Below are 25,611 nucleotides of genomic sequence, written 5' to 3'. Positions count from 1 at the left end.
CATTTGACAAAGGAATGACGTCTTTATGACAGTTCGATGGGTAAAACGCGTTTGTTTTACCACAAGTCTTTTATTTTCAACACAATATGGGTGGTCTGCATTGCAGACCACTTCTTATATTGCCATTCATAACACCCCTAAATATGCAAATTTACCTGCTATGCCGTATGCCAATCCGCATGCGCCTAAAGGTGGTTATCTCAGCATGTCGGGTAAAGAAACGTTTGATAACTTGAATGCCATGAATGGTAAAGGCAGTGCTGTTGAAGGTATCGATTATATTTTCGATTCTTTAATGAAAAGCTCACTCGATGAACCTGGGGTGATGTATCCCTTAATTGCTCAGAAAGTCACTTTTGATCCTGTCAAAACCAAGTTTGTGATTTACCATCTCAATCCAAAGGCTCGTTTTAGTGATGGAACAGCGCTTACAGCAGAAGATGTAAAATTTAGCTTTGATGCTTATCAAACCAAGTCAAATCCGGGTTTGCAGATGTATATTGCAGATTTGGCAAAAACAGAAGTCTTGTCTAAACATCAAGTGAAAATGACCTTTAAGTCTGAAAGTAATTCTGAAATGCCTTTAATTTTGGCAAGCCTGCCTATTTATTCCAAAAAAGATTGGCAAAAGCGTGATTTTACTAAAGTCACCATGCAACCCATTTTAGGTTCAGGCCCATATACCATTGAACGTATAGATGCAGGGCGGAGCATTACTTATAAACGGAATCCAAATTATTGGGCAAAAGATATTCCTTTGAATAAAGGAAAATATAATTTTGATCGCATAAAATATGTGTATTACCGTAATTTAGACGTTGCTTTTGAAGGGTTTAAATCGGGTCAATATACGTATCATGAAGAATATATGGCACGTAAATGGGTGACAGCTTATAAGTTTCCTGCTGTGAATTCGGGTTTAATTGTTCAGCAGAAGTTTCAGCATCATAATCCTGCAACAACGCAAAGTTTTGTTTTTAATACGCGTAAAAAACCATTTAATGATATTCGTTTTCGTCAGGCTTTAAGTTTGGCTTACGATTTTGAATGGCAGAATAAAGCACTGTTTTATAATCAATATCAGCGTTTGCAAAGTTATTTTTCAAATAGTGAGTTAGAAGCGAAAGGTTTGCCGAGTGCAGCTGAAATGCAAATTTTAAATCCACTATTAGTAAAATTGCACCCCATTCAAAAGCAAAGTGTTTTAGGTCCTTTGAAATCACCTGTATCGGATGCGAGTGGTTTTAATCGTCAAAATTTATTAACAGCAAGACAATTATTATTAAAAGCAGGTTATCGGTATAAAAATGGGAAATTATTGGGCTTAGATGGTCAGCCTATTCAATTTGAATTTTTAATTTTTCAAGACAGTTTACAACGTACACTTATGCCGTATGTACGTAATTTAAAACGCTTAGGTATTAATGTAAACGTACGACAAATTGATGTGCCACAATATATTGAGCGCATGCGCCGTGCAGATTTTGATATGACGACGAATGCTTTACCTCAATCTTTAAATCCAGGGAATGAGCAAGCACAATTCTGGGGAAGTGCAGCCGCAGATCAGCAAGGGAATTATAATTATGCGGGTATTAAAAATCCTGCAATTGATCAAGCAATTCAACTTGTGATTCATGCTCCCAACCGTGAACAGCTTATCATTCGAACCAAAGTTTTAGATCGCTTATTGCGTTCAGGTTATTATCAAATTTTGACCTATGGAAAAGGTGAAAATTGGTTGGCATATTGGAATATGTACGAGCAACCAAAAGTGAAGCCAAGGCTTTCAGTTGGTGTCGATTATTGGTGGAGTAATCCTGTAAAAGCCAATAAAGTGACGCAATATTTGCGTAAGCAATAACATGTCATCATTTGGGGATTGAACATGGGCGCCTATATTTTTAAACGATTATTGCTGATTATTCCGACATTATTTTTTATTTTACTAATCAATTTTGTGGTCATTCAAATTGCACCGGGTGGGCCTGTAGAACAAGCCATACAAAAGGCAGAGGCTTTTCAAGGTATTGGACAAACTACATCTGTTGGTGAAACGGCAAATGAATCGAGTAAATACCAAGGTGCCAAAGGTTTAAGCGATGAAATGGTGAAGAAAATTGAAGCGCAATATGGCTTCGATAAACCTGCTTATGAACGCTTTTGGCTGATGTTGAAAAGCTATTTACATTTCGACTTTGGCACAAGTTTTTTTAAAGATAAACCTGTTACCCAACTTCTGTGGGAAAAGCTTCCGGTTTCATTGTCTTTAGGACTTTGGAGCACTTTGCTCATTTACTTCACTTCAATTCCATTAGGGATTAAGAAGGCCAAACAACATGGCATGGCTTTTGATAAAGCAACATCAATGTTGTTAGCCATTGGATATGCCATTCCTGCTTTTGTTTTTGCACTTTTATTGATTGTATTTTTTGCAGGCGGAACGTATTTACAGTGGTTTCCATTGCAAGGTTTAGTATCTGAAAACTTCCAACAATTAAGTTTTTGGGCGCAAATTAAAGATTATTTTTGGCACATGACTTTGCCTTTATTGGCAATGGTGATTGGTGGATTTGCAGGACTGACTTATTTAACCAAATATTCCTTTATGGAAGAATTAAGCAAGCAATATGTACTTGCTGCTCGTGCAAAAGGTTTGAGTGAAAGCCGTGTGTTGTATGGACATGTATTTCGTAATGCAATGCTGATCGTGATTGCAGGTTTACCTGAGGCACTTATTGGCATCTTCTTTGTTGGAAACCTATTTATTGAAATTATTTTTAATTTAGATGGTTTAGGTTTGCTTGGTTTTGAAGCCATTGTTCAACGAGATTATCCTGTTATTTTTGGCACATTATTTTTATTTACGCTGTTAGGTTTGTTGCTTCGGTTATTGAGCGATGTGCTTTATCAAGTGATTGATCCACGAATTAATTTCGATTCGAGAGGTGCAAAATAATGTCACCGATCATGCAGGCTCGAATAGAAAAATTTAAAGCGAATAAACTTGGTTTCGCTTGTTTCATTATTTTTATTGTCATATTTATTTGTTCATTGTGTGCAGAATTCATCGCCAACGATAAACCGCTGTTGGTGAAATACGATGATTCATATTATGTACCTGTATTAAAACGCTATCCTGAAACGACTTTCGGTGGTGTTTTTGAAACCGAAGCAGAATATAAAGACCCTGTGGTTCTTCAGTTAATTAAAGAAAAAGGTTGGGCGATTTGGCCCTTAATCGAATTTTCGTATCAATCGCCAAATTTAGATTTAGCCGTTCCTGTACCATCTGCGCCAACATCTCAAAATTGGTTAGGAACAGATGATCAAGGTCGAGATGTCCTTGCACGTATTTTATATGGTCTTCGATTGTCACTCTTGTTTGGCTTTGCTTTGACGTTGGCTTCTGCATGTATTGGTATTATTGTGGGTGCAATTCAAGGCTATTATGGGGGATGGATAGATCTGATTGGTCAGCGCATTTTAGAAGTGTGGGGCGGTTTGCCTATGCTTTTTATGGTGATGATTTTAGTCAGCATGTTTACGCCAAGTATTTATTGGTTGTTTATCATTATGTTGATCTTTGGTTGGCCGACATTGGTGGGATTGGTTCGTGCAGAATTTTTAAGAGCAAGAAGTTTTGATTATGTTCGAGCGGCAAGAAGCTTAGGTGTAAAAGATAGAATCATTATATTTCGCCATATTTTACCCAATGCGATGAGTTCAACTTTGTCGCAACTTCCATTGATGCTTACAGCAAATATTACAGCATTAACCGCGTTAGATTTCCTAGGATATGGCTTGCCTCCAGGGTCTGCATCTTTGGGTGAATTATTATTACAAGCAAAGAATAATTTAAGCGCACCTTGGCTTGCACTTTCAGGCTTTTTTACCCTAGCTATTGTTTTATCTTTACTCATTTATATTGGGGAGGCGACGCGTGATGCATTCGATCCAAGACGTCAATAATCTTCCAATCGTGTTGGATATTGCACATTTAAATATTCAACATCATGATCAAAACTTGGTTGAAGATTTAAGCTTTCAGCTCCGTGCAGGCGAAACAGTCGCTATTGTGGGAGAAAGTGGTTCGGGTAAATCGATCAGCAGTTTGGCTATTTTAGGTTTATTGCCAAAAAGTTTAGCGGTGCAAGGTAACGTTCAATTTGAAGATCAAGAATTACTATCTTTATCTGAAGCAGAAAAAAGGCAGATTCGTGGTCATAAAATTGCCATGATTTTTCAAGAACCCATGACGGCATTGAATCCACTTCATCGTGTTGAAAAAATCATTGGTGAAACACTTATCTTACAAGGGTTAAGTAAAGAACAAGTCAAAGAGCGTGTTATAGCGTTGTTAAATGATGTGGGTATACCTGAACCCGAGGAAAAGCTAAAACGCTATCCACACGAGCTGTCAGGCGGTCAGAGACAGCGTGTAATGATTGCTATGGCATTGGCTTTAGATCCAACTATTTTAATTGCAGATGAGCCCACAACAGCATTGGACGTTACTTTGCAGGCACAAATTTTAAATCTACTCAAATCATTGCAACGAAAAAGAAATATGGCGATGATTTTAATTAGCCATGATTTAAATTTAGTGCGTAAATATTCAGATCAAGTAATTGTGATGAATAAGGGTAAAGTCGAAGAACAGAGTAGTGTAGATCAAATCTTTAATTGTCCACAGCAAGCGTATACGAAGAATTTACTGAATCACGATTTTGGCAATGCTCTCAAAATACAAACATCTACGCCATTATTAACACTCGAAGATTTATCCGTTCGGTTTCCAATTAAACGTGGATTGTTGAATCGTGTGAAAGATTATGTGACTGCTGTTGAACCTTTGCATTTAGCGCTTCAACATGGGGAATCAATTGGTATTGTCGGTGAGAGTGGTTCAGGTAAAAGTTCACTTGCTTTGGCGGTTGCACGTTTAATTGAAAGTCATGGAAAAATTGCGTTATTAGGACAAGATTTAAATCAGCTTTCTGAAAAAATTCTTCGACCTTTACGCTGTGAATTTCAAATTGTATTCCAAGATCCTTTTAGTAGTCTAAATCCACGGTTAACTGTGGAACAAACTATTGCAGAAGGTTTGAGTCTTAAAAATCTTCCAAAGACCCAAATTTTAAATTTAGTTGATGATGCTTTGCAAAAGGTAGATTTACCGACATCATTTAAAACAAGATATCCGCATGAATTGTCAGGCGGGCAGCGTCAGCGTATTGCTTTGGCTCGTGCTTTGGTCTTAAAGCCTAAACTCATTATTTTAGATGAGCCCACATCAGCCTTAGATAGAACGACTCAACGCTCAATTGTGGCGTTATTACGTCGTTTACAGCGAGAAGATGGTGTGAGTTATTTGTTTATTAGCCATGACTTGCACGTTGTGAGAGCGCTATGCCAAAAAGTCTTGGTTTTACATCATGCGCACGTCATGGAATTTCAGGAAACAGAAGCGCTTTTCAAGCATCCAAAAACTGACTATACACGTGAATTAATTGCAGCTAGCCAATATTAGATTACCAAGATGCTTTCCAATACTCTTGAAAAATAGATGGAGACCACTGTCCTTTTTTTAAGGCTATTTTAAATGAATCGCGATTTTTGATTTTTTCAAGATAAGAACAAATATGAGAGAATTTAAGATCGCTTTGTTGAGCAGACAAATATGCGGAAATCGGAAACCATAATAAAAGATCAGCAATGCTAAAAGAGTTTCCTGCGAAGTATTCATATTGAGCTAAATGTGTGTCAATTTTTTGTATGTGTTGTTCAAGCAATGGGTTTAAATAGGCTTTATCAAAAGCATATTTTATGACTTTGGGGAAAATATGAAGAGGGAAAGGGGATTGAATAATAAGTTGATGAAAAACTTGTTTTAAGATTAGATCTGGAAGAAATGTTGCTTCAGAAAAGTTTTTCCAATAGCAGAAGTTTTTATATTCTTCATTGAAATACTTTGAAGAATCAAGTTTCTTTGTTGAGAAAATCATATATTCCATAATTGCTGCTGTTTCACTCAATATGAAAAATTCATTATTCTGGGTGATTTGAATTGTCGGAAATTTTGCAGATGAATCTAGTGCTTTGAGTTGTTTAAGTCCTGAATCATTGTTTTGCATTGAGCATTGAATAACTTCATATTCTAATTGTAGTTCTTCTAATAGCTAGATAATACGTTGCGATCTAGAATTGGGTAAGTGAAATAGTTTAATTTGCATGGTTTAATTATCTCGGTTTAATTTTATTATCTAGAACAGCTTATTTGTTATAAATCAAAATGTATTCAACATACAAATACAAAAAAGCCCAAGTCATTATGCTTGGGCTTTTTTGTGAGATAATTAAATAAATTTAACATCTCGAATATGGCGTCCCTACGGGGATTCGAACCCCGGTTACCGCCGTGAAAGGGCGATGTCCTAGGCCTCTAGACGATAGGGACAGCTGAAGTAATTATTTGTAAAACCATGTTCTTTCAATTGAAAGTTTGTGGCGTCCCTACGGGGATTCGAACCCCGGTTACCGCCGTGAAAGGGCGATGTCCTAGGCCTCTAGACGATAGGGACTTAATACAAACATTACTTCTGAAATTGGCGTCCCTACGGGGATTCGAACCCCGGTTACCGCCGTGAAAGGGCGATGTCCTAGGCCTCTAGACGATAGGGACGTTTCAGAGGTGGGCGTATATTAGGTTGAAAAGGCTAGGGTGTCAAACGCTTTTCTGCAAAAAAATAACGATATTGATTTGAATGGATGATTTATCAACACAATTGGCGAATTTATTGAAATAATGATGGTAAATGAATCAATTTTATTCATATTTATAGATTAAGTTGCCAATATGAAAATAGATTGCCATTAAAATTTAAGCAAAAAAAAAGAGTAACCGAAGTTACTCTTTTTTAAATTTACATCTTATTCAGATTTATTATGGTAAAGCCCATAATAGCTTGCATAACAAAGACCAATAAATGCTAAACAGCCAAAGAAGCTAATTTGCAATGATGGATCAAAGACCATGCTTACACAGGTAATGAAGCAGAATAAGAAGCCTAGGATTGGCACAATTGGGAAAAGTGGAGCTGCAAAGCCTAACTCTTCTTTTGTACGACCTGACTTATACCATTGGCGTCGGAAATTGAATTGACTTAAGCAAATACTCATCCAAACCACAACCATGGTAAATGCGGCAATACCAAGTAAATTGGTGAAAATTGTTTCTGGTGCAAATTGCTCAGAAAGCAAACCAGGTAAACCACCAATCATCGTTACAATAACAGCGACATATGGAATACCGCGTTTATTCACTCTTGAGAATATAGCAGGTAGTTGTTTCTTATATGAAAGCGACCACATCATACGAGATGCAGCAAATAGCCCTGAGTTTGCAGCAGACAATAATGCAGTGATAATCACGAAGCGAATAATATCTTCAGCGTATGGGATACCAATGTGCTGGAATACTGTTACGAATGGACTGCTACTTACACCTTCAGCAGCAAGACCTGCTTCTTGATGAGGTAAAAGTGAAGTCACAACAATAATGGTGCCTACAAAGAAAATGAGTAAGCGGAAAATAGCGGTATTAATTGCTTTGGGTACATTCTTGGCAGGATCTTGAGTTTCACCTGCTGCTACACCAATAAGCTCTGTACCTGAAAAGGCAAAGTTCACAATCAACATGGTTGTGAAAATAGGGAATAATCCCTCTGGGAACCAACCTTGAGCAGTTAAGTTCGTAAATAATGGTGCAGATTCGAAACCGCGATAACCAAGTACACCAAATATTGCGAGTAAACCTAAAAGAATAAACGCAACAACAGTAATTACTTTAATTAAGGCAAGCCAAAATTCAGATTCGGCAAACCATTTGGTTGAAATCATGTTTAAGGTAAACACGAAAGCACCGAAAATAAGCGTCCACATCCACATTGAGCTGTCTGGTAGCCATTCCTGCATTAATAATGCAGCAGCGGTAAATTCAGTTCCAAGCGTAACTGACCAAGTAAGCCAATATAACCATGTAATGGTATAGCCTGTTCCCGGACCAATATAGCGTTTCGCATAGGCACCGAAAGAACCAGATTCAGGCATGTGTACGGCAAGTTCTCCTAAGCATAGCATTACCATATATGCGATAACGCCGCCTAAGAAATAAGAGATGATGGCACCTACTGGCCCCGTTTGTGCAATGACTTCACCCGACCCTAAAAATAGACCAGTCCCGATTGCGCCACCAAGCGAAATCATGACTAAATGTCGAGTACTCATAGCGCGTTTTAAAGGCGCAGAATTGCCCTGATGCGAAGCATCATTCGGAGATGAGTGCATAGGATTATCAAAAATAAATAATAAATGAAGCCGACCATTGTAGTGAAAAACTACAAATCTGCAATGAAATTATAATGATTTTGTATAACAAGTGATCGCATGGTGCGATATATGGCGTCCCTACGGGGATTCGAACCCCGGTTACCGCCGTGAAAGGGCGATGTCCTAGGCCTCTAGACGATAGGGACGTTTTGAGGTGATGCGTATGTTATTGGGTTTTTATAAAGCTGTCAAACCACAAACTTAGTTTTTTTGATATTAATGCGCTGATTGTTTAATTTTTGGTAAATATTTTAAAAGTGAACTAATTTAGATATTTATTTAGACCATACAATACTTAACTTTTCTTAAAATTTGATGATAAAAAAAGCGCAATCTCAAGATTGCGCTTAATTGTTTAATTCTTCTTATGATAAAGACCATAATAAATTGCGTAACATGCAGTCATAAATAGTAAACAACCAATGAATCCTGAGAGCATTTCAGGATCTGCTGCCATACTTAGTCCTGTTGCTGTACAGCAAAGGAAGCCTAAAATAGGTACGAGTGGGAACCATGGCGTACGGAATTTTAGTTCAGAAACCGAATGTCCTTGTTTTAACCATTGGCGACGGAAGTTAAACTGACTCCAGCAAATACTCATCCAGACAATCACCATAGTAAATGCGGCAACGCCCATTAAGTTTTTAAAGATGACATCTGCACCAAACTGTTCAGACAATAAGCCGGGTAAGCCACCAATCATCGTTACCAAAACAGCTACATATGGAATACCTGTTTTGGATAATTTACCAAAAATTTTGGGTAATTGTTTTTGTGCTGAAAGAGCCCACATCATACGTGAAGCGGCATAAAGCCCTGAATTTGCAGTCGATAATAATGCAGTAATAATAACAAAACGGATAATATCTTCTGCATAAGGAATACCCATTAAATTAAATACAGAAACGAATGGGCTACTGCTTAATCCACCATGTCCACCTACATTTAGACCTGCATCTGTATATGTAAGTAAAGAACTAATAACAATAATGGTTCCTACAAAGAAAATGATTAAACGCCAAACCGCGGCATGAATGGCTTTGGGAATATTTTTTTCAGGATTTTCTGTTTCACCTGCAGCAATACCAATCATTTCCGTACCATTAAAGGCAAAGTTTACAATTAATAAAGTGGTGAAAAGAGGTATAAGTCCATTTGGTAGCCATCCATGTTCAGTTAAATTGTGGAACATTGGTGCAGATTCATAGCCTTGGAATGGAACAAAGCCAAAAATGCAGGCAAAACCAACCATAATAAAAACGAGAACAGTTGCGACTTTAATGAAAGATAACCAAAACTCAGACTCGGCAAATGTACGTGTTGAACTTAAATTGGAAATAAGTACACCAGAGGCAAAGATGAGCGTCCATAACCAAATAGAGGTTTGAGGAAACCATTCTTGCATTAAAATTGCTGCGGCAGTAAATTCTGTTCCAAGTGTTGCTGACCAACCTAGCCAGTACATCCAAGACACCATATAGCCTGTTCCAGGGCCAATATAGTTAGAGGCAAATGCACCAAATGAACCTGAAACGGGTAAATGCACTGCAAGTTCACCCAAGCAAAGCATGACCATATATGCAATTAAACCGCCAATAATATAGGCAAGAACAGCACCTAAAGGTCCCGCTTGTGAAATGACTTGACCAGATCCCATAAAAAGACCTGTACCAATTGCACCGCCTAAAGACAGCATAATTAAGTGACGAGATGTCATTGCGCGCTTAAGCGCAGGAGAGCTTTCGTCAGCAGGCGATTGCTGTGACGGTTTAGAGGGAGATTGCATAATCAAAAAATTTATTGAAAGGTATAATTTAAGTATATTAAGAGTGAATATTCACGTAAATCAGATTTTTCTGATAAGTATTATGAATTTATAGGTTGTTTGGATAAGTTAAGAGCAATATTTGAATGAATAAAAAGGGCCCAATTGAGCCCTTGAATTAAATATTAAAATTTGAAAGTAATATCGGCAATGAATTGTCGTCCAATTTCAGGTTTTGCTATACCTGTATCAAGATATTCATTTTTATGATTGGTGAGGTTATTAATTGTCAAACCTAATATAGTTTGAGTGTTTTTAGTACTTGGAATTGTATAGCTTGTACGCATATCCCAACTAAAAGAAGGTTTTGTTTCATATGGCGTATAGACATCATAGATGCCATCTTCGAGATTAACTTTATATTTTACTCTCATTGCATCGGCTGCTGCTTTATAGCTAAAAAAGTTAGAAATAGTTAAAGGTAAATGATCAAATCCAATGTCCCAACTTAAACGTGCTGTCCAAGGCGTATTGTAGTTTGAGGCAGGAATAAAATCTGAACTGATTTTTTCACCATCATAAATGACTTCAGGTGTATTCGATGAACTACTTGTGTAGTCGGTGAAATTGCGCGTTGTTTTTGTATAATCAAGTGCTAAATTAAAACGATGTGAGCTGTTTGCAATATGTATGGGAGTTATATTGTTGATTGAAAGCGTATAGATATCAGATGTAGATAGACCTGAATTATCGTAGTGGTATGTATTCTTCTGATTAAACTCTGGATCTTTTATTTTTAAGATGGTTTTAATTTGATCTTTATTATCACGTCCAACCCATTTTAAAACGACATTGGTATTTGCAAACTGAGTTTGTACAGCAAATACTGTTTCATCAGAATAAGGTGATTTTAGTTTTGAGCGGTAGTTAATGTTGCCAAAATTAGCATCAGGTTTCCATTCATTCGTCCAATGACCATTTTCAGAAACACGATTTTCATCTTTTTGATATTGATCTAAACGATCAGATAATTCATTTGAAAATGAATTTAAACCATAATAACGGTTCCATCCTGTTGTAAAAGTTAAACGATTATTACCAAAAGGTTTGTAGTTAAAGCTTGTTCGTGGTGCGATATTATTATTTTGAGTTAATGAATCATAATCGAATCGTACGCCAATAGTTGATGACACATAATTTTTATAATGCATTGAATCTTGAATAAATGCATTCCATCTATTTTGTTCGATATTGATATTATGAGCGTAATAAGCTTTACGTTTGTCAAAAACTTGACCTGTAGATGGGTCGCAATCTTCTAGCTCTAATCCATTGTCGATGCAATTTTCTGCTCGTTGAGGTTTATTTAAAGATGCGTAAGAGTAGGTGTTATTTGCTCTAGATGAATTTGCTTCGTAGTGACCTAGTCCAGCACCAACTTTAAAAGTGTGTGTTAAAAAATGAGTTTCAATTGGCGTAAATTCAGCCGTAACATTGTATTCAAGTTTCTTTTCTTCTTGTGCTAAGTCGCCTAAATTTCCTTCTTGTTGAGATGCTTTTTTAGAATTCCAATTTTTTGAATCAGATTTTGCCCATATATATAAGTTGTCAGCAGCTTCTCTCGATGCATTTTGAGATTGATAGTTGAAATGTTGTTTCAGTGTGACAGTATCTAATTTGTTTTTAAGATCAACGTAAATACTCTTACTATCAGAAACATGCGTAGATTCAGAGTTTAGAATATCTTCCTTGAAATAGAGTCCTTTATTTTCAAAGAATTGAGCGCCAACTTTTAACTCAGTTGTATCGGATGGTGTATAAAAAAATTCTAAACCACCATTGTGACTTTCTCGTGTTTGTTCAAAGTTTTTAGGTTCATTTAAATTGGTTTTTAGTGGTATTGCTGAATGTCTATAACTGCCATAGGCATTAAAGCCTAAAGTATCAGTTAAATTTCCATAAATATTTGTACTAAGACCTTGTTTGGTGAAGTAAGGTTGATTTTTTTCACTATTAGAATTTTCGAAATCTTCTAATGAGTCTGAGTCGGGAAAGTTGATTTTAGACCATGAATCGGTTGTGTAGTCATAACTTATGTTGCCGTGGATTTTTCCAACTTCTGTTTTGGGTTTACAGGTTTCTGCACTTACAACACCACCTGTGAACTCTCCATATTCCGCGCTAACGTTACTATCGAGTAAAGTGATATCACAAAGTAAATCTGTATTTACGGCAACGGTTTGTGTCGTTCCCATTAAATTTGTGGGATCGTTAGATTCTTTACTCCCAATTGGGTTGATGTTGTTATTTACACTCATGCCATTAATTAAATATTTATTTTCATAGGGCATACCTCCATTAATACTGATATCAGAAGGTGTGAGTTCTCCTTGTTGTAAACCATTTTTTGCCTTATTGGAAAACTGCACATTCGGATTTACTTTTAAAAAATCAGTAATATTTTTAGAGCTATTTGGTGTTTTTTCAATATCTTCTTTTGTATATACAGTCTGACCAATGTGCTGTTTATCCTCCATTGCTTTTAAAACAAGTGGAGATAATTGCACCGATGATTTCTCGGTATCATTACTTCGTATAGGCGTTTCATCATTTGCATAGATAGATGCACTGATAATCGAAAAAATGGCACAACTAATGTAAGTACGAGCAAATGTCATAAGAGGAGATGTAGATATAAATCTAAAAGAAAGCGATTATCATTTAATAAAACAAGATATTCAATATGAATGAGAATTATTTACATTTAAAATTAGATTGATTGATTATTAAAAATACAAATTGTGTGCTGAGGAGGTGTGATTAGATGTAAAAAAGCACCCTATAAGATGATATTAATCATTAACATTTCATGAAATATTAAAAACGAATATCTAGGGTGCTTTTATCGCACGAACTTATTGTTCAGACGATAGGAGAGTATCTACAAGGTGTGGTGCAAGCTTGTTCAAAATAAAGCAGAAAAGTTCCGCAGTTTTTTGTGTGTCATATAAAGCTGAATGCGCTTCTTTGCCATCAAACTCAATACCCGCTTGAATACAAGATTTAGCAAGTACAGTTTGACCAAACATCACAGCGCTTAAAGTTACTGTATCGAAAACCGAAAAGCTGTGGAATGGATTTTGATTTTTAGTTCCAGTACGTGCAATTGCTGCTTGTACAAAACCTAAATCGAAATGCGCATTATGACCCACCAAAACAGCATGCGTACAATTTTGTTGGCGACGGACATCATTTACAGCTTTAAAAATACGTTTTAACGCAGTTTTTTCATCTTCCGCCATTGCAACGCGCATTGGATTGAATGGATCAATACCAATAAAATCTAAAGATCTGCGGTCTAAATTTGCGCCTTCAAATGGGTTGATATGCGCGTGATACGCTTCGCCCGGAACAAATTGACCTTGCTCATTGTAAATAATAGGAATCGCTGCGATTTCTAATAATGCATCGGTCTGTGAATTGAAACCTGCTGTTTCTACATCAACAACAACAGGTAGGAAGCCACGGAAACGCTGACCAATGATTGGTAGAGTTTCGTCTGTCACAATTTTCTCCATTGGATCGTTTTGCCCGCATAAAGTGGGACAATTTTTTCACCATCCAAGTAGTCTAAACTTTCAGGGATAGTTTGGTCTTCTTTCACCAAAGTAATAGTATTGGTATTACGTGGAAGACCGTAGAAGTCTGCACCGAAATGGCTTGCAAAACCTTCTAGGCGATCAATTTTACCAACTTGATCGAAGGCTTGAGCATATAACTCGATGGCAGTAGGCGCACTATAACATCCAGCACAACCACATGCATTCTCTTTAGCATTTTTAGAGTGCGGTGCGCTGTCTGTTCCTAAGAAAAATTTAGGGTTACCACTTGTTGCAACTTCTAATAATGTTTGCTGATGTGTTTGACGTTTTAAAATTGGCAAACAGTAGAAATGCGGTTTAACACCACCTACCAACATATCATTACGATTAAATAATAAATGTTGAGGTGTGATAGTTGCAGCCACATTGCGATCGTGCTCTAAAACAAAGTTAGCTGCTTCACTTGTTGTAATGTGTTCTAAAACAAGTTTTAAACCTGGAAATTGTTTCATGAGTGGTGAAAGTACTTCATCTAAGAAGCGTTTTTCACGGTCAAAAATATCGACATGATTATGTGTAACTTCACCATGCAACAATAATGGCACTTGATGCTTTTCTAATTGTTCAATAACAGCATAAACTTTACTAATGTCGCTTACGCCATTGTCTGAATTGGTCGTTGCGCCAGCAGGGTAAAGCTTAATTGCATTTACATTTTCAGAATTCTTAATTTTTAAGATTTCTTTTGGAGATGTTTGATCTGTAAAGTAAAGAACCATGCGAGGGTCAAAATGAACACCTTCAGGCACGTGCTCCATAATACGACTACGATATGCTTCTGCTTCTTCCACCGTTTTAACAGGTGGAACTAAGTTCGGCATGCAGATTGCACGAGAAAATTGTTTTGCAAGATCAGGTACTGTACGTTTTAGAGAGAGTCCATCACGTAGGTGAGCATGCCAATCATCGGGTTGAAGCAAGGTTATCGTATTCAAAATAATTCTTACTAAAAAATAAAACAAATGATAATCGAAATGGGGTGAAATTGGTAACCGCAAAAATGAATAAAGAGATAGATTTAAGTAAATATTTGCTATTTTTGTGGATGGAACTTAAGTACTAAAGTTTTGATCTATTTAAAAGTGGAAACTCTTCATTATTAAAGTGAGAAAAACAATTTCAGACTTGGTTTTATCTTCTATTTTAACTTCAAGTCTATAAGCAAAATAAAAGATAGATGCTGGCTTAAATCAAAAAAAATTTAAATATAAGATCTCCTTTATTAATTTTTTTGATCTTAAAAGAGATTTATTTTCTTGGGATAATAAAAAACCGCGCAAAAGCGCGGTTTTTTAAACGCAAACTAAAACTTAGTTTTTGTCTTTTAATTGTGGAACAGCAGAACCTGTACCAACAGCCAATAAACCAGTATTTGTATAAATACCAAGTTTAGCGCGAGTATCTGTAATATCTAGGTTACGCATTGTCAATTGACCAATACGATCCATAGGAGAGAACATTGAATCGCCTTTTTCCATGGTTAAGCGTTCAGCTTCATATGTCAGGTTTTCAGATTCAGTGTTCATGATGGTGTAATCATTACCACGACGAAGTTCTAAAGTCACAGTACCTGTGATTGCTTTAGCTACCCAACGTTGAGCTGTTTCACGAAGCATAAGCGCTTGAGAATCGAACCAACGACCTTGGTAAAGAAGGCGACCCAAACGTAAGCCGTTGATACGGTATTGTTCGATTGTATCTTCGTTATGAATACCTGTTACTAGGCGCTCATAAGCAATATGAAGAAGTGCCATACCTGGAGCTTCGTAAATACCACGAGATTTAGCCTCGATGATACGGTTTTCGATTTGGTCAGACATACCTAGACCATGACGACCACCAATACGGTTTGCTTCTAAGATGAACTCAACTGGATCTTCGATACGTTTGCCGTTTAATGCAACAGGGAAACCTTCTTCAAAAGTAATTGATACTTCTTCAGGAGCAATTTCAACGTCTTCTTTCCAGAAAGCAACGCCCATAATTGGATCAACAATTTTGATACCCGCATTAAGGTATTCAAGATCTTTTGCTTCGTGAGTTGCACCTAACATGTTTGAATCTGTTGAGTATGCTTTTTCTTTTGACATTTTATAGTCAAAGCCGTTATCGATAAGAAATTGTGACATTTCCGCACGACCACCAAGCTCATCAATAAACGTTTGGTCTAACCAAGGTTTATAAATTTTAAGCGCAGGGTTAGTTAACAAACCATAACGGTAGAAACGTTCAATGTCGTTACCTTTATAAGTTGAACCATCACCCCAGATGTTTACGTCATCTTCTTTCATTGCTGTAACAAGCATAGTACCTGTTACTGCACGACCTAAAGGTGTTGTGTTGAAGTAAGGAACGCCACCAGTAGAAATGTGGAAAGCGCCACATTGAACTGCTGCAATACCTTCTAATGTAAGTTGTAAGCGGCAATCAACTAAGCGTGCTTTAACTGCGCCATAAGCTTCAGCTTTCTTAGGAATCGCATCGTAATCATCTTCATCTGGCTGACCTAAGTTTGCAGTGTATGCATAAGGTTCAGCGCCTTTTTGTTTCATCCACAAAAGAGCAGCAGAAGTATCTAGACCACCAGAAAAGGCGATACCAACTTTTTTGCCTACAGGTACATTCTGTAAGATAGTTGCGTTATCAGACATTGTTCATCCTAACGATTTTGAATAATAGGCACCCAAGTGGTGACCTAGGAGAAGATATATGGCTGTTATTGTATCACTTTTAAAAAGAATTTTTTTTCAAAAAATTCGTTAAGCAACAAATTTAATAAATCTCATGAGTGATTTTGACCCTGAAATAAAAGATTGTTTTTTTTTTTAGTCAAATTTTAAGTGTTTAGATGGGGCGCGTATCATTTAGTCCGACAAATTGATTTTCAATAGGTGTGAATATGTGATCATGACGTGCAATTAAATACAGTCCAATATTACGATATTGCTCAGGTATATCCATATAGTATGGAATCTTATATTTTGAAATAAGTGACTTGGCAATCATTGAAATTCCCATGCCTAGCTGAGTAAATTGGATTAGAGCTTCCAAATCATAAATATGCGTTAACTGACCTTTATTCAGTTGATGATCAATATAGAGTTGATCTAATGTTTTGGCATAACAACATTCGGTTGAAGCCAATAAAATATTTTGATGATTAATTCCGTCTCTAAAATCATTTGAGTTAATTAAGTTTTTTCCAATCAAAACCAAGTGGTCATCTGCTTTATGAATGTATTGCAGGTTCTTGTGTTGGGGCTTTCCTAGTATATAGGCAATATCTAAATGCCCTTGTAAGATTTCATCTTCAATGAAACCTGTAGCGCCTGTTTTCATGGTAATCGAAAGGTCTGGATAGGTTTCATAAAGCTGTTGAAAAGCAGGGTAGAAACGCATACCACCTAAACTAGCATTGGTTCCAAAGCGTAAGAATTTTTTTTGTTGATGAATTTTGTTTTCAGTTTCTTCCCAAGTAAACAGCATTTTTTTATATTGGCTATATAAATGTAATCCCGATTCAGTGAGTTCAACACCTTTCGGTTGGCGAATAAAAAGTTGTCGGTCATAGTGATTTTCAATTTTTTTGATTTTAGCCGTCATATTCGATTGTAGGTAGTTCAGCTTATTGGCAGCAGCAGTGATACTTTTTAATTCGGCAACGGTAACAAAAGACTTGATGTCGTTAATGTCGATATTCATGGCGCCCCCTTAAGCAAAATAACATTATGATCGTGATGCATATTCAAGGCATAACATAATCTAGGAATAAATTTTATTTAATGGTATTAAAAAAAATGATGGATATATTAAAACATAACATTATTCGTGATGGTTTATTTTGTTTAAAATAATTTCAAATTAAATCATCAGAGCACAAATAATGAATTTGAGAGTCATGAGCGCAATTGGATTGCTTTGTTTGGTTTGGAGTTCGTTGTGGGGGTTGGTCAAACATAGTTTGCAAATATTCCCTCCATTTTTGTTTATTTCAGTGCGCCTGATCTTGGCTGCTTTCACCTTAATTATCGTTCAATTACTTTTAAAGCGGTCAGTCTTTCCTGCTCGAGAAGAGTGGAAAGGGTTAATTATTTCTAGCATGTTGCTTTGCTTTGGTTTTTATGCAACTCAAACCTTTGCTATGCAGTTTGTCGATTCAGGGCTTTCTGCGATCTTGGTTTTTACTATGCCGATTTTTATTGGGATATTGGCACATTACTTTTTAAATGAACGCTTAACCGCGCAAAAAATTTTAGGATTAGTTCTTGGAACATGTGGTTTGATTTCAATACTTTGGACGCAGTTACATGATATTCATCTGAATTTCTCATTGTTTGGGCAATTATTTCTGATTGTTTCGGGCTTTTTTTGGGCAACGACTACGGTTTATAGCAAAAAATATTTTGCTACATACGACAAAATGAAATTGACCATTTGGCAAATGCTATTAGGTGGTGTCATTTTATTGCTAGCATCACTTTGTTTTGAGCCAGTTAATTCCCATGTTTGGCTTAATCCAGTGAATGATGGATTACTGTTTTATATTGCTGTGATTGGAACAGGATTTGCTTTTGCACTGTGGAATTGGATTGTTAGTCAGGTTGATGCGGTTGTCGCATCCATTTCAATTATGGTTATTCCTATCTTAAGCTTATTTTTTGGATATGCGTTATGGGGGGAGGCACTAACCTTGAACATTATTATTGGAGCGGTATTTATTTGTTTCGGTATCATTTTTAGCTCTGTCAAAATGAAATCAAAAAAACGAGGTGAGAATGTGCTGTGTAATGAGCAGAGATAATTTTCCTTAACATTTAAAGCCATATTGAATTGATGCAATGTGGCTTTTTAATTTTGTGAGATGGCTGTTAAAACCATTAAAAATTGCAATAGAAGCTAAATAAGCAGTTTTGAAAGAGGATAATAAGATTAAAGTTTTAAATGTGCATTTTTAAGAATAAATAAAATAATGATAAATAACGTTTATTAAAGTTTGAAAAGTGATGGGTACTTTGCTTTTTACTCTAGATCTAAACGATCTACAAAAGCCATTATTCACTTATATCGACTAAAGTTGTAAGCAACAGATTTTGTAAAATCATGGATTTTTCATAGTGATTAAAATCAATAACTTACTGATTTTTGAAAAATTAAGTGGTTATGAACAGAACTTTTAAAAGCACAATAATTGGTATGACCAATAATTATATTAATATTTTATATTGATCTTAAAAGAAACAAATCTTAGTATTAAGAAGTAATTTTCGAATAATTTTTTTGCTTAACGCAATATTGGTCATACCAATATAGGTATTTAAGATTACTGTTAAGTAGAAAATAGCATTTCATGGAGAAGAGGATGCTACAAAATTGGCAACAGATTTATGACCCTATGGGCAATATTTGGCTTTCAAGTATTGTTGCACTTATTCCAATTGTATTTTTCTTTTTAGCACTCGCTATTTTTCGTATGAAAGGTAGCGTGGCAGGAACAATAACCGTTGTCCTAGCTTTGCTTGTTTCTTTATTTGCTTACGGTATGCCAACGCAAATGGCATTTGCTTCTTTGGGTTATGGCTTTTTATATGGTTTATGGCCAATCGCATGGATCATCATTGGCGCATTATTTCTATATAAAATTTCTGTAAAAACAGGTCAGTTCGATATTATTCGTTCTTCGATTCTATCTATTACAGAAGATCAACGTTTACAAATGTTATTGGTGGGCTTTGCTTTTGGTACTTTCTTAGAAGGTGCCGCAGGTTTTGGCGCACCTGTTGCAATTACAGCAGCATTACTTGTTGGTTTAGGGTTTAAACCTTTATATGCAGCAGGTTTGTGCTTAATTGTGAATACTGCACCTGTAGCCTTTGGTGCAATGGGTATTCCAATTATTGTTGCTGGTCAGGTTTCTGGCGTAGATACAATGGAAATTAGCCAAATGGTCGGTCGTCAATTACCGTTCATGGTGCCAATTGTTCTTATTTGGATTATGGCGATTATGGATGGTTGGCGTGGTGTGAAAGAAACTTGGCCTGCAATTTTTGTAGGTGGTGGATCTTTCGCATTGGCTCAATACTTAACATCTAACTTTGTTGGTCCTGAATTACCCGATATTACTGCAGCTATTGCAGCGTTAGTGAGCTTAACGGTATTGCTTAAATTTTGGAAACCGAAACATATTTTCCGTTTTCAAGATGAAGAGACAAAAGTGGATGAAGCTGTTGCTGAGGCAGCACGTAAAACATATACCCTAGGTCAAATTGTGAAAGCATGGTCGCCATTTGCGGTATTAACAGCAATGGTTACGCTTTGGAGTATCAAACCATTTAAAGATTTGTTCGTAAAAGGCGGTCCATTAAATGATCTAGTGTTCTCAATTAAAGTGCCATTTCTGCATCAAATGATTCAAAAAATGCCACCTGTAGTTCCTGAAATCACTGATTACGATGCCATTTATAAATTTGATTGGTTATCTGCGACAGGTACTGCAATTATGATTGCTGCCATCATCACCATTATTTATCTAAAAATGAAACCGAAAGATGCCTTGAATGCTTTTGGTGAAACTGTAGGTGAGTTAAAAACACCAATTTATTCAATTGGTATGGTGTTGTCTTTTGCCTTTATTGCGAACTATTCGGGTATGTCTGCAACGCTTGCTTTAGCACTTGCACATACGGGCGGTGCATTTACATTCTTCTCGCCATTTTTAGGTTGGATTGGTGTGTTCTTAACAGGTTCAGATACATCTGCAAATGCGTTGTTCTCTGCACTTCAAGCGACTACAGCACAGCAAATTGGTGTGCCTGAAGTTCTACTTGTTGCTGCCAATACCAGTGGTGGTGTAACAGGTAAAATGATTTCACCTCAATCTATTGCAATTGCATGTGCGGCAGTAGGTCTTGTGGGTAAAGAATCCGACTTATTCCGTTTTACGGTTAAACACAGTATAACGTTCACAGTAATGATCGGTATTATTATTACGCTACAAGCTTATGTGTTCCCGTGGATGATTCCATAACACGCAATAAAGGACAGGATTGAATGAAAGTCTCCGACAAAATTGTACAAAGTCTACGCATATTAATTGAACAGAACAATATGCAAGTCGGAGACCGTTTGCCTGCTGAAAGAAAGCTATGTGAGCAATTGGGTGTATCACGTTCATCTTTACGTGAAGCGATACAGCAATTGATCAGCCAAGGTTTGTTATTAAGCAAAGTTGGTGCTGGAAATTACTTACAACAATTGCCAATTCATTGGTCGCAACAAAGTATTGTGCAACCTTTAAGTAATTTAATTGATGTAGATCCTGAGTATCGTTTTGATGTTCAAGAGTCTCGTTTAATTCTTGAAGGTGGTACAGCTTGGTATGCAGCGCAACGAGCAACAGCCGAAGATATTGTAAAAATTCGCGAATGTTATGACGAAATTGCGCATTACCAAGGTCTTGGTGATGATGATGATGCAGCTCGAGCAGATGCAAAATTTCATCTTGCTATTGCCGAAGCATCTCACAACGTTGTTCTTATTCAGCTGATGCGTAGCTTATTCGATTTACTTCAATTTAACGTGGTTTTGGGTCGACGCAAAGTTTACTCAGAATCACATCGTTTTGATCAATTGCAAGATCAACATTTTAATGTCATGTCTGCAATTGAACGTCAAGATCCAGAAGCTGCACGTCAGGCAGTTTGTGGACATATTGAGTTTGTCATTCAACAAGTACGCTCGATTGATGAGGAAGAAGCTCGTCAACAGCGTGCAAGTCGATTAAACAGGATCTAAATTATGATTATCTCTTCTGCGAACGATTACCGTGAAGCCGCAAAGCGACGTCTTCCGCCATTTTTATTCCACTATATTGATGGTGGAGCTTATGCGGAATATACGCTTAAACGTAATGTAGAAGATTTATCAAAAATTGCACTTAGACAACGTGTCTTAAACGATATGTCTGAACTAAGCCTTGAAACAAAATTGTTTGATGAAACTTTATCGATGCCTGTTGCATTATCACCTGTAGGTTTAACAGGGATGTATGCGCGTCGTGGAGAAGTTCAAGCGGCTGTCGCAGCAGATAAAAAAGGCATTCCATTTACGCTATCTACAGTTTCTGTATGTCCAATTGAAGAAGTTGCGCCTGCAATTAAACGTCCAATGTGGTTTCAACTTTATGTACTGCGTGACCGTGGTTTCATGAAGGATGCATTGGAACGTGCAAAAGCAGCTGGTTGTTCTACATTGGTATTTACCGTGGATATGCCTGTTCCGGGCGCACGTTATCGTGATGCACATTCAGGTATGAGTGGTCCAAATGCAGCAATGCGTCGTTATATGCAATCTTGCTTCCATCCGCATTGGGCTTGGAATGTGGGCATGATGGGGCGTCCGCATGACTTAGGAAATATTTCAAAATACTTAGGTAAACCAACAGGTTTGGAAGATTATATTGGCTGGTTAGGCAATAACTTCGATCCCTCTATTTCATGGAAAGACTTAGAGTGGATTCGTGAATTTTGGGATGGTCCAATGGTCATTAAAGGGATTTTAGACCCTGAAGATGCCAAGGATGCTGTACGTTTTGGTGCAGATGGTATTGTGGTTTCAAACCATGGTGGTCGTCAGTTAGATGGTGTTTTATCTTCAGCTCGTGCCTTGCCACCCATTGCAGATGCTGTAAAAGGCGATATTAAAATTCTTGCAGATTCAGGCATTCGTAACGGTTTAGATGTTGTTCGTATGCTAGCGCTAGGTGCAGATACTTGTATGTTGGGTCGTGCATTTGTTTACGCTTTAGGTGCTGCAGGCGGTGAAGGTGTAAGCAACTTACTCGATTTAATTGATCAAGAAATGCGCGTTGCGATGACTTTAACGGGTGCGAAAACAATTGCAGATATTACATCTGATTGTTTGGTGCGATTGGAAAAAGAATTAGTTAAGTAATCTGCATCATTTATTTGATATCTGATGCGTCACTTACATCATTGAAATTCTATTGAAAATCCCTTCTCTTGTACCATATATGGCTCAGAGAGAAGGTTAGGATGAAGGGTATTTCCCCCAAATTCTTTAAAAGCACCTCTTCCTAACCCTCTCCTTAGAGGAGAGGGAACACATTCACAAATGGATGACTTGACGACCATGCAAACTATTTCATCATCACAGACCGTTCAAAAACTGATAGATGTTGTGGGTAAACAACATGTAATGACTGATGATAGCGATACACGTTTATATCGTCAGGGTAGACGTTATGGTTCAGGAGAAGTTTTTGCAGTTGTTGCACCAGGTTCATTGGTTGAACAATGGAAGGTTTTGCAAATTGCTGTTGAAGCTGATTTTATTGTCATCATGCAGGCGGCAAATACAGGTTTAACAGGTGGTTCTACGCCATTTGGTGAATATGATCGTCCTGTATTGCTTTTAAGTACACGTCGTTTAGCAGGTATTCAAGTCATTCAAGATGGTAAGCAAGTGGTTTGTTTACCGGGTGCAACGCTTGATGCCCTAGAAAAAGAACTTGCAACGTATAACAGAGAACCCCATTCAGTGATTGGTTCATCGTGTATTGGTGCTTCTGTTTTAGGTGGTGTATGTAATAATTCAGGTGGTGCTTTGGTACGTCGTGGACCTGCTTATACTGAACTTGCTTTATATGCCCGTGTAAATGAGCAAGGTAAATTAGAATTAGTGAACCATTTGGGTATTCACTTAGGAAATACGCCTGAGGAAATTCTAGAAAATCTACAAAATAAAAAATATGCATCTTCAGATGTTCTAAAAGAAGAGCATCGCTGTGCATCTGATCAACATTATTCACATGATGTTCGTCAAGTTGATGAAAACACACCTGCACGTTTTAATGCAGACCCGACACGTTTATTTGAAGCATCGGGTTCGGCTGGGAAAGTTTGTGTATTTGCGGTTCGCTTAGATACCTTTGAAAAAATCCCAAGTCAGGTGTTTTATGTAGGTACAAATTCACATGATGATTTGACTGAAATTCGTCGTTTCTTATTGAAAGATTTACCAAATGTGCCAATTGCAGGGGAATACATCCACCGTGTTGCCTACGATATTGGTGCAAAATACGGTAAAGATACTTTTATGTTCATTGAAAAATTTGGTACGGCAAAAGTACCTGCTGCATTTGCAATGAAAGATAAAGTCGATGGCTATTTGCAGAAATTTGGCTTACGAGGTTTAAGCGATAAAGTTCTGCAATTGGTGACTAGATTTTTACCGTCACACTTACCCAAACGCATGAATGAATTTCGTGATTTATATGAGCATCATTTAGTATTGCGTATAGATCATCAAGATGTCGAGCAAGTAAATACATTCTTTAAAGATTACTTTGCGAAGCATGAAACAGGTCATTATTTTAAATGTACAGATGATGAAGGTCGGAAAGCATTTTTACATCGTTTTGCGGTGGCAGGTGCGGCAATTCGTTATCGAGATACGCATTTAAGCGAAGTTGAAGATATTGTTGCGCTTGATATTGCGCTTAGACGTAATGATCGTGAATGGGTTGAAACTTTACCGCAACAGATGGATGAAAAAATCATTCATAAATTGTATTACGGTCATTTCTTATGTCATGTTTTCCATCAAGATTATATTGTAAAAAAGGGTGTTGATCCTTTAGCGATGGAACATGAAATGTGGAAGTTGTTGGATGATCGTGGGGCGGAATATCCTGCTGAACATAATGTTGGGCATTTATATATGGCGAAACCATCTTTGAAAAATCATTACCAAAAACTTGATCCAACTAATAGTTTTAATGTGGGGATTGGTCATACGTCTAAATTGAAAAATTGGAAGTAAGAGTAAAAGTTAAAATAACGATAAAGTGGTGAAGCCCTATCTCAGGCGTAGTGAAAGCTACGTCTTTTTTTATTAGACTATCTACTCCATTGAAGAATTATTGCTAGTAGAAGTAGGAAGCTGAGAATAAATATAGATGTCTTGAGAATATTAAGTTTAGGTGGTTGTGTAGGTGTTTTCGGTTCCTTAAAAGTTTTATAGTATTTTTTTATGTGTTCTTCTTTGTATTGATTGAAGCTAATAATTGCTACATTTATTTCAGCTAAAATATTTTCATTTATTTGTCTAGAATGAAAAATAGACTCACTATAAAGTGGTCGAGATGAATTAATTGCATTAGCGAGGTTATCGAGACTTTTTTTTCCTATAGTTCTATAGTCAGCAAATTCTTCTGAATTTAATTTAATTGTCCAAGAATAATCGCCGTGACCTAAGGTGCAATGTACGTCTAAGTAGAATTCTTGCTGTTGCTCTAATAAATACCATAAACCTCGGCTACAATCTAAAACTTTTATTTTATTCGGAATTTTAGAAATAATTTTATCTGTTTCTTTTAAGAACTCTAAGCAGGCAATATATTCATCTTTAAAGTATAAAACATTCTTATGCTCAGTCCCTCTTTCTATGAGATATAAACACCAATCCTGATTACTATTTGATTTTGATAACAATAAAATTAGATCAGCAGAAAGTCCGTAGCTAATGAAAGAATCACTGGTTGGATAATAAGATACCATTGGATAGAGGATTCTATATAGATCTATTATTTTCATACTTATATCTTAGTTGAGATTCTTTTATACTTTTTAAATTAACACTTTTTAAATTTTAATTCTTCTTGCTATTTCTAAAAATTAACATTGACCGTACATTCACAGATTTGCATAAAAATGTCATAAACAAAAAGATAAAATCAGCTAAAGTATTATGCAACAAGTTGCAAAGCCAAAATTA

Annotated in this window: 18 protein-coding genes and 4 tRNA genes; 9 read left to right on the top strand and 13 right to left on the bottom strand. The window is 36.6% G+C overall.

Translation table 11 applies throughout. The features are described from left to right. Positions 1-25 precede the first annotated feature (25 nt). The 4 genes from A6M14_RS05015 to A6M14_RS05000 are packed head-to-tail and all read left to right on the top strand — an operon-like array spanning position 26 to position 5,533. Entirely contained in the window at positions 26-1,864 is a 1,839-nt protein-coding gene (locus A6M14_RS05015) for an extracellular solute-binding protein (protein WP_152873916.1), read from the top strand. 24 nt (positions 1,865-1,888) lie between these two features. Then, positions 1,889-2,959 carry a microcin C ABC transporter permease YejB gene (locus A6M14_RS05010; RefSeq protein ID WP_152873915.1) on the top strand — a complete coding sequence of 357 codons (1,071 nt, stop codon included), beginning with the start codon at positions 1,889-1,891 and terminating at the stop codon, positions 2,957-2,959. Then, entirely contained in the window at positions 2,959-3,972 is a 1,014-nt protein-coding gene (locus A6M14_RS05005) for an ABC transporter permease (protein WP_152873914.1), read from the top strand. The genes A6M14_RS05010 and A6M14_RS05005 overlap by 1 nt, the downstream gene beginning before the upstream one ends. Further along, a complete protein-coding gene (locus A6M14_RS05000; protein WP_152873930.1) occupies positions 3,947-5,533 on the top strand; it encodes an ABC transporter ATP-binding protein in 1,587 nt (528 codons plus the stop codon). The genes A6M14_RS05005 and A6M14_RS05000 overlap by 26 nt, the downstream gene beginning before the upstream one ends. Position 5,534: 1 nt before the next feature. Here the strand turns inward: A6M14_RS05000 and A6M14_RS04995 are convergent, their stop codons facing one another. From A6M14_RS04995 to A6M14_RS04940, 12 genes are all read right to left on the bottom strand, one after another. Beyond that, positions 5,535-6,137, bottom strand: coding sequence for a glutathione binding-like protein (locus A6M14_RS04995; protein ID WP_152873913.1), 603 nt, complete (start codon positions 6,135-6,137; stop codon positions 5,535-5,537). Between the two features lie 247 nt (positions 6,138-6,384). Then, positions 6,385-6,460: transfer RNA gene (locus A6M14_RS04990), tRNA-Glu, on the bottom strand. 48 nt (positions 6,461-6,508) lie between these two features. Next, positions 6,509-6,584 (bottom strand) — tRNA-Glu (locus A6M14_RS04985). Positions 6,585-6,609: 25 nt separating this feature from the next. After that, positions 6,610-6,685, bottom strand: a tRNA-Glu gene (locus tag A6M14_RS04980). A gap of 248 nt (positions 6,686-6,933) precedes the next feature. Then, positions 6,934-8,349 (bottom strand): amino acid permease, encoded by a 1,416-nt coding sequence (locus A6M14_RS04975; RefSeq protein ID WP_152873912.1) that lies wholly within the window; start codon positions 8,347-8,349, stop codon positions 6,934-6,936. 112 nt (positions 8,350-8,461) lie between these two features. Then, a tRNA-Glu gene (locus A6M14_RS04970) sits at positions 8,462-8,537 on the bottom strand. Between the two features lie 209 nt (positions 8,538-8,746). Further along, the gene (locus A6M14_RS04965) at positions 8,747-10,177 is read right to left on the bottom strand and encodes an amino acid permease (RefSeq protein WP_152873911.1); all 1,431 of its coding nucleotides are present in this window, start codon (positions 10,175-10,177) and stop codon (positions 8,747-8,749) included. Positions 10,178-10,341: 164 nt separating this feature from the next. Continuing rightward, a complete protein-coding gene (locus A6M14_RS04960; protein WP_152873910.1) occupies positions 10,342-12,834 on the bottom strand; it encodes a TonB-dependent receptor plug domain-containing protein in 2,493 nt (830 codons plus the stop codon). Between the two features lie 237 nt (positions 12,835-13,071). Then, positions 13,072-13,734 carry a ribonuclease T gene (rnt, locus tag A6M14_RS04955; protein ID WP_152873909.1) on the bottom strand — a complete coding sequence of 221 codons (663 nt, stop codon included), beginning with the start codon at positions 13,732-13,734 and terminating at the stop codon, positions 13,072-13,074. Continuing rightward, positions 13,719-14,753 carry a dihydroorotase gene (gene pyrC / locus A6M14_RS04950; protein ID WP_152873908.1) on the bottom strand — a complete coding sequence of 345 codons (1,035 nt, stop codon included), beginning with the start codon at positions 14,751-14,753 and terminating at the stop codon, positions 13,719-13,721. The genes rnt and pyrC overlap by 16 nt, the downstream gene beginning before the upstream one ends. A 375-nt stretch (positions 14,754-15,128) precedes the next feature. Next, entirely contained in the window at positions 15,129-16,469 is a 1,341-nt protein-coding gene (gene argG, locus A6M14_RS04945) for an argininosuccinate synthase (protein ID WP_152873907.1), read from the bottom strand. Positions 16,470-16,662: 193 nt separating this feature from the next. After that, entirely contained in the window at positions 16,663-17,520 is an 858-nt protein-coding gene (locus tag A6M14_RS04940; RefSeq protein WP_152873906.1) for a LysR family transcriptional regulator, read from the bottom strand. A 181-nt stretch (positions 17,521-17,701) separates the two neighbouring features. Between A6M14_RS04940 and A6M14_RS04935 the strand changes: the two genes are divergently transcribed. The 5 genes from A6M14_RS04935 to dld all read left to right on the top strand — a co-directional run bounded on the left by A6M14_RS04935 (position 17,702) and on the right by dld (position 24,657). Further along, a complete protein-coding gene (locus tag A6M14_RS04935; protein ID WP_152873905.1) occupies positions 17,702-18,619 on the top strand; it encodes a DMT family transporter in 918 nt (305 codons plus the stop codon). A 558-nt stretch (positions 18,620-19,177) separates the two neighbouring features. Then, positions 19,178-20,842 (top strand): L-lactate permease, encoded by a 1,665-nt coding sequence (lldP, locus tag A6M14_RS04930; protein ID WP_152873904.1) that lies wholly within the window; start codon positions 19,178-19,180, stop codon positions 20,840-20,842. Positions 20,843-20,865: 23 nt separating this feature from the next. Then, positions 20,866-21,609 (top strand): transcriptional regulator LldR, encoded by a 744-nt coding sequence (gene lldR, locus A6M14_RS04925; RefSeq protein ID WP_152873903.1) that lies wholly within the window; start codon positions 20,866-20,868, stop codon positions 21,607-21,609. Between the two features lie 3 nt (positions 21,610-21,612). Next, on the top strand, positions 21,613-22,767 hold the full coding sequence (gene lldD, locus A6M14_RS04920) for an FMN-dependent L-lactate dehydrogenase LldD (RefSeq protein WP_152873902.1): 1,155 nt from the start codon (positions 21,613-21,615) through the stop codon (positions 22,765-22,767). Between the two features lie 198 nt (positions 22,768-22,965). Beyond that, a complete protein-coding gene (gene dld, locus A6M14_RS04915) occupies positions 22,966-24,657 on the top strand; it encodes a D-lactate dehydrogenase (protein ID WP_152873929.1) in 1,692 nt (563 codons plus the stop codon). A gap of 77 nt (positions 24,658-24,734) precedes the next feature. Here dld and A6M14_RS04910 read toward each other — a convergent pair whose 3' ends face one another. Further along, positions 24,735-25,430 (bottom strand): hypothetical protein, encoded by a 696-nt coding sequence (locus tag A6M14_RS04910; RefSeq protein ID WP_152873901.1) that lies wholly within the window; start codon positions 25,428-25,430, stop codon positions 24,735-24,737. Between the last annotated feature and the right edge of the window lie 181 nt (positions 25,431-25,611).

The sequence above is a fragment of the Acinetobacter portensis genome (assembly GCF_009372215.1).
Taxonomy (GTDB): domain Bacteria; phylum Pseudomonadota; class Gammaproteobacteria; order Pseudomonadales; family Moraxellaceae; genus Acinetobacter; species Acinetobacter portensis.
This window is presented reverse-complemented; position numbering and strand designations above follow the sequence as displayed.